Below are 3,955 nucleotides of genomic sequence, written 5' to 3'. Positions count from 1 at the left end.
GTCACGATACTCAGGTCGCTGGCGGGAGGCGGTTGAACGCTCGGCGGTGACGCTGAAACTCATGACGTACGCGCCGAGCGAGGCCTGCGCCGGAAGCGGGCTCACCGCCGGAAGCCGGCCTTGCCGTTCTGTCACCGAGCCACTTGAGCCCGTCGATCAGGAAGCGGGTCTGTCTCTCGCTCGCGAACGTCGAGGACAGCGGTGTTTTCGAGCCGTGGTCCATGGCGTTGTGCCCGTGATTCGCGTACAGCATCTTGTACCGGGCGCTTGTCCACAGGAGCGGTCAGTAGTCGCCGTTCATCTGGTGACCGTCCACTTCTGGTTGGCGGCTCCGGTGCAGGTCCAGATCTGCATGCGGGTTCCATTGGCGGAGCTGTTGCCGGTCGCGTCCAGGCACTTCGTCGCCTGCGGGTTGACGATGTCGCGGGCGGCGTTGGCGTCCCAGCGCTGGGCTGCGGAGCCGTTGCACTCCCAGAGCTGGACCGGGGTGCCGTCGGCGGTTGCGCCGGAGGTGACGTCCAGGCATTTGCCGAGTGCCTTGATGGTTCCGTCGGTGCCCACGCTCCAGCGCTGCGCGGCCGTGCCGTTGCAGTCGTAGAGCTGGACCGGGGTCCCGTCGGCGGTGTTCGCGCCGGCCACGTCGAGGCACTTGCCGCCGATCCCGGTGATCGGGCCGCCGGTCATCGGGCCGTCGCCGGTGGTGACCCGGACGTGGTCGACGAGGAGCTGCTGCGGGAAGACCGTGCTGCCGTCGGGGTCGCCGGGCCAGTAGCCGCCGACCGCAAGGTTGAGGATCAGGAAGAACGGCTTGTCGAACACCCACTGGCGGCCGCCGAGATCGGCCGGCGTACGCGTCTGGTAGACGTTGCCGTCGACCGACCAGGTCACCTTGTTCGGCGACCAGTCGACGGCGAAGGTGTGGAAGGCGTCGGCGAAAGCCTGACCGCCGGGCAGGGTGTAACCGGCGCCGATGCCGCCGGAACCCGAGTAGCCGGGGCCGTGCAGGGTGCCGTGGACCGTGGACGGCTCGAAGCCCACGTTCTCCATGACGTCTATCTCACCCGAGTTCGGCCAGCCGACCTGACCGATGTCGTTGCCGAGCATCCAGAAGGCGGGCCACATGCCCTGCCCGCGCGGGATCTTCATCCGCGCCTCGACATGGCCGTAGGTCGTGGTGAACTTGCCCGCGGTGTTCAGCCGGGCGGAGGTGTACTCACAACGGCCGTACCAGCACTGGTAGTTGTCCGGATTCTCGCGGCGGGCGGTGATGACCAGGTGCCCCTGGCCGTCGAGCGCGGCGTTGCGATTGCCGGCCGTGTAGTACTGCCGTTCGTGGTTGTTGACATTGTCGCCGGTCTCGATCTGCCACTTGCCGCTGTCGACCGCGGAGCCGGCGGGGCCGTCGAAGTCGTCGGAGAAGGTCACGGCGGCGGCCTGGGCCGCGGGCTGGGCGGCGGGGATCGTCTGCGGGGCGCGGGTGCCGCCCGCCACGCCGGTACCGACCGTGACGAGGGCGAGGACCGACACGACGGCTGCGCGCAGGCGCCGGGGGAAGCGCGGGGAGTCCATGACTCTCCCTTCCGGAGATGTGGGGAGGAAGGGGGCCTGTCATGAATATGACAGGCAGCTTCGTTCACTGTGTGATTTAAGAGGTGAAGTAAAGGGCCGTCAAGGGCTTGGACTGGACCAAGTGGTGTTCAACTCCTGAAGCGCGCCGTTAGAAGCGGAATGAGAAATAGCGCGCTTGCAAGCAAACGCGTCTGCAACTATTGTGGACGCCTGTAAGGCGCACCAACAATCTCTGGAAGGGTCCTTCCCATGCCACTCGCGCTTCTGGCTCTGGCGGTCGGTGCCTTCGGTATCGGCACAACCGAGTTCGTGATCATGGGGTTGCTGCCCGAGGTCGCGACGGACTACGGCGTGTCGATACCGACGGCCGGCCTCCTGGTCACCGGATACGCCCTGGGCGTCGTGCTGGGCGCCCCCCTCATGACGGCCTTGGGCACCAGGGTGACGCGCAAGCGGATGCTGATGCTTCTGATGGGTCTCTTCATCGCGGGCAACCTGCTCTCCGCCCTCGCCCCCGGCTTCGGCACGATGCTGACCGGCCGCGTGGTCGCCTCACTGGCCCACGGCGCGTTCTTCGGGATCGGCTCCGTCGTCGCCGCCGACCTCGTCGCCCCCCACAAGCGGGCGGGCGCGATCGCGATGATGTTCACCGGCCTGACCGTCGCCAACGTCGTCGGCGTCCCCCTCGGCACCTCCATCGGCCAGAGCGCCGGCTGGCGGGTCACCTTCTACATCGTCGCCGCCCTCGGCGTGCTGGGCCTCGCCGGCGTGGCGAAGCTCGTCCCCGACACCCCCCGCCCCGAAGGAGTCCGGCTGCGTGACGAGGTGGCCGCGTTCAAGAACGTCCAAGTCCTTCTCGCGATGGCGATGACCGTCCTCGGCTTCGGCGGTGTGTTCGCCGCCATCACCTACATCACGCCGATGATGACCGAGGTCGCCGGCTTCGCCGGCTCCTCCGTGACCTGGCTGCTCGTGCTTTTCGGCGCCGGCATGGTCGCAGGCAACCTGATCGGCGGCCGGTACGCGGACAAGCACCTCATGCCGCTGCTGTACGTCACCCTGTCCTCGCTCGCGATCGTGCTCGGCCTGTTCACGGTGACCGCCCACAACAAGGTCCTGGCCGCCATCTCCGTCGCGCTCATCGGCGCGCTCGGCTTCGCCACCGTGCCCCCGCTGCAGAAGCGGGTCCTCGACCACGCCCACGGCGCTCCGACCCTCGCCTCCGCCGTCAACATCGGCGCCTTCAACCTGGGCAACGCGCTCTCCGCCTGGCTCGGCGGCGTCGTCATCGCCGCCGGGATGGGGCTGACCGCGCCCAACTGGGTCGGCGCCCTCCTCGCCGCGGCCGCCCTCGCTCTGGCCGTCCTGTCCGCCGCCCTCGAACGCCGCGAGGGCAAGGCCGCGAGCCGCGTCGTCACCGGCTCGACGACCGCGGCCGGGACACCGGCCCACGCCACCGCGGCCCGCTGAACCCTCACCACGCCACACCGCACCAACCGAAGGACACCATGACCTCCTCCCTGCCGAACATTCCCACCGTCACCCTCAACAACGGCCTCGAGATACCCCAGTTGGGCTTCGGCGTCTTCCAGGTCGACGACGAGCAGACCACCGACGCCGTTCGCTCCGCCCTCGAAGCCGGCTACCGCAGCATCGACACCGCGGCGATCTACGGCAACGAGGCAGGCGTCGGACGCGCACTCGCGGCCTCCGGTATCGACCGCGGGGACCTGTTCGTCACCACCAAACTGTGGAACGCCGACCAGGGTCACGACTCCACCCTCGCCGCCTTCGACGACAGCCTCACCAAACTCGGCCTGGACTACCTGGACATGTATCTCATCCACTGGCCCACCCCGGCCCGCGACCTCTACTTGGACACCTGGCGCGCCCTCGAGAAGCTGCTCGCCGACGGCCGCACCCGCGCCATCGGCGTCTCCAACTTCCAGCCCGCGCACCTCGAGCGGCTGCTCGACCGGAGCGGCATCGTCCCTGCCGTCAACCAGATCGAGCTGCACCCCTATCTCCAGCAGGCATCACTGCGTGCCTTCCACGCCGAGCACGGCATCGCCACCGAGGCATGGAGCCCGCTCGCGCAGGGCGCGCTGCTTCAGGACCCGGTGCTCGCCCGGATCGCACAGCGTCACGGCCGAACGCCCGCCCAGGTGGTCCTGCGCTGGCACCTGCAGCTCGGCAACGTGGTGATCCCGAAGTCCGTGACTCCGTCCCGGATCCGGGAGAACCGTGACGTCTTCGGGTTCACCCTCACCGCCGACGACATGGACACTCTCGCCGGGCTGGACCGCGGGACGCGTACGGGCCCGGACCCCGACACCCTCAACTGACCGCACTGCCGTCGCCGCCGCCGTTTCCACCGAACGGCGGC

Annotated in this window: 3 protein-coding genes and 1 pseudogene; 2 read left to right on the top strand and 2 right to left on the bottom strand. The window is 68.8% G+C overall.

Annotation, left to right across the window (positions count from 1 at the left end):
* Nucleotides 1-133 precede the first annotated feature (133 nt).
* Together ABZ070_RS35715 and ABZ070_RS35710 are read right to left on the bottom strand one after the other, a co-directional pair.
* Nucleotides 134-289 (bottom strand): annotated as a pseudogene (locus ABZ070_RS35715) (ThuA domain-containing protein); the annotation flags it as partial.
* 8 nt (nt 290-297) lie between these two features.
* Nucleotides 298-1,569 (bottom strand): family 16 glycosylhydrolase, encoded by a 1,272-nt coding sequence (locus tag ABZ070_RS35710; RefSeq protein ID WP_356640188.1) that lies wholly within the window; start codon nt 1,567-1,569, stop codon nt 298-300.
* A gap of 249 nt (nt 1,570-1,818) precedes the next feature.
* On the opposite strand from ABZ070_RS35710, the gene ABZ070_RS35705 reads away from it, so the two are divergent.
* Together ABZ070_RS35705 and ABZ070_RS35700 are read left to right on the top strand one after the other, a co-directional pair.
* On the top strand, nt 1,819-3,039 hold the full coding sequence (locus ABZ070_RS35705; protein ID WP_356640186.1) for an MFS transporter: 1,221 nt from the start codon (nt 1,819-1,821) through the stop codon (nt 3,037-3,039).
* 38 nt (nt 3,040-3,077) lie between these two features.
* The gene (locus ABZ070_RS35700; protein ID WP_356640184.1) at nt 3,078-3,914 is read left to right on the top strand and encodes an aldo/keto reductase; all 837 of its coding nucleotides are present in this window, start codon (nt 3,078-3,080) and stop codon (nt 3,912-3,914) included.
* Nucleotides 3,915-3,955: the final 41 nt, after the last annotated feature.

The sequence above is a fragment of the Streptomyces sp. NPDC006283 genome, assembly GCF_040613325.1.
Taxonomy (GTDB): domain Bacteria; phylum Actinomycetota; class Actinomycetes; order Streptomycetales; family Streptomycetaceae; genus Streptomyces.
The sequence above is the reverse complement of the archived record's forward strand: the minus strand, read 5'-3'. Positions and strand labels throughout refer to the sequence as shown.

Bases quoted from the DNA above. Each gene is read 5' to 3' on its own strand.
- ABZ070_RS35705 (WP_356640186.1), top strand. From the start codon at position 1,819: ATGCCACTCGCGCTTCTGGCTCTGGCGGTCGGTGCCTTCGGTATCGGC.
- ABZ070_RS35700 (WP_356640184.1), top strand. From the start codon at position 3,078: ATGACCTCCTCCCTGCCGAACATTCCCACCGTCACCCTCAACAACGGC.
- ABZ070_RS35710 (WP_356640188.1), bottom strand. From the start codon at position 1,569: ATGGACTCCCCGCGCTTCCCCCGGCGCCTGCGCGCAGCCGTCGTGTCG.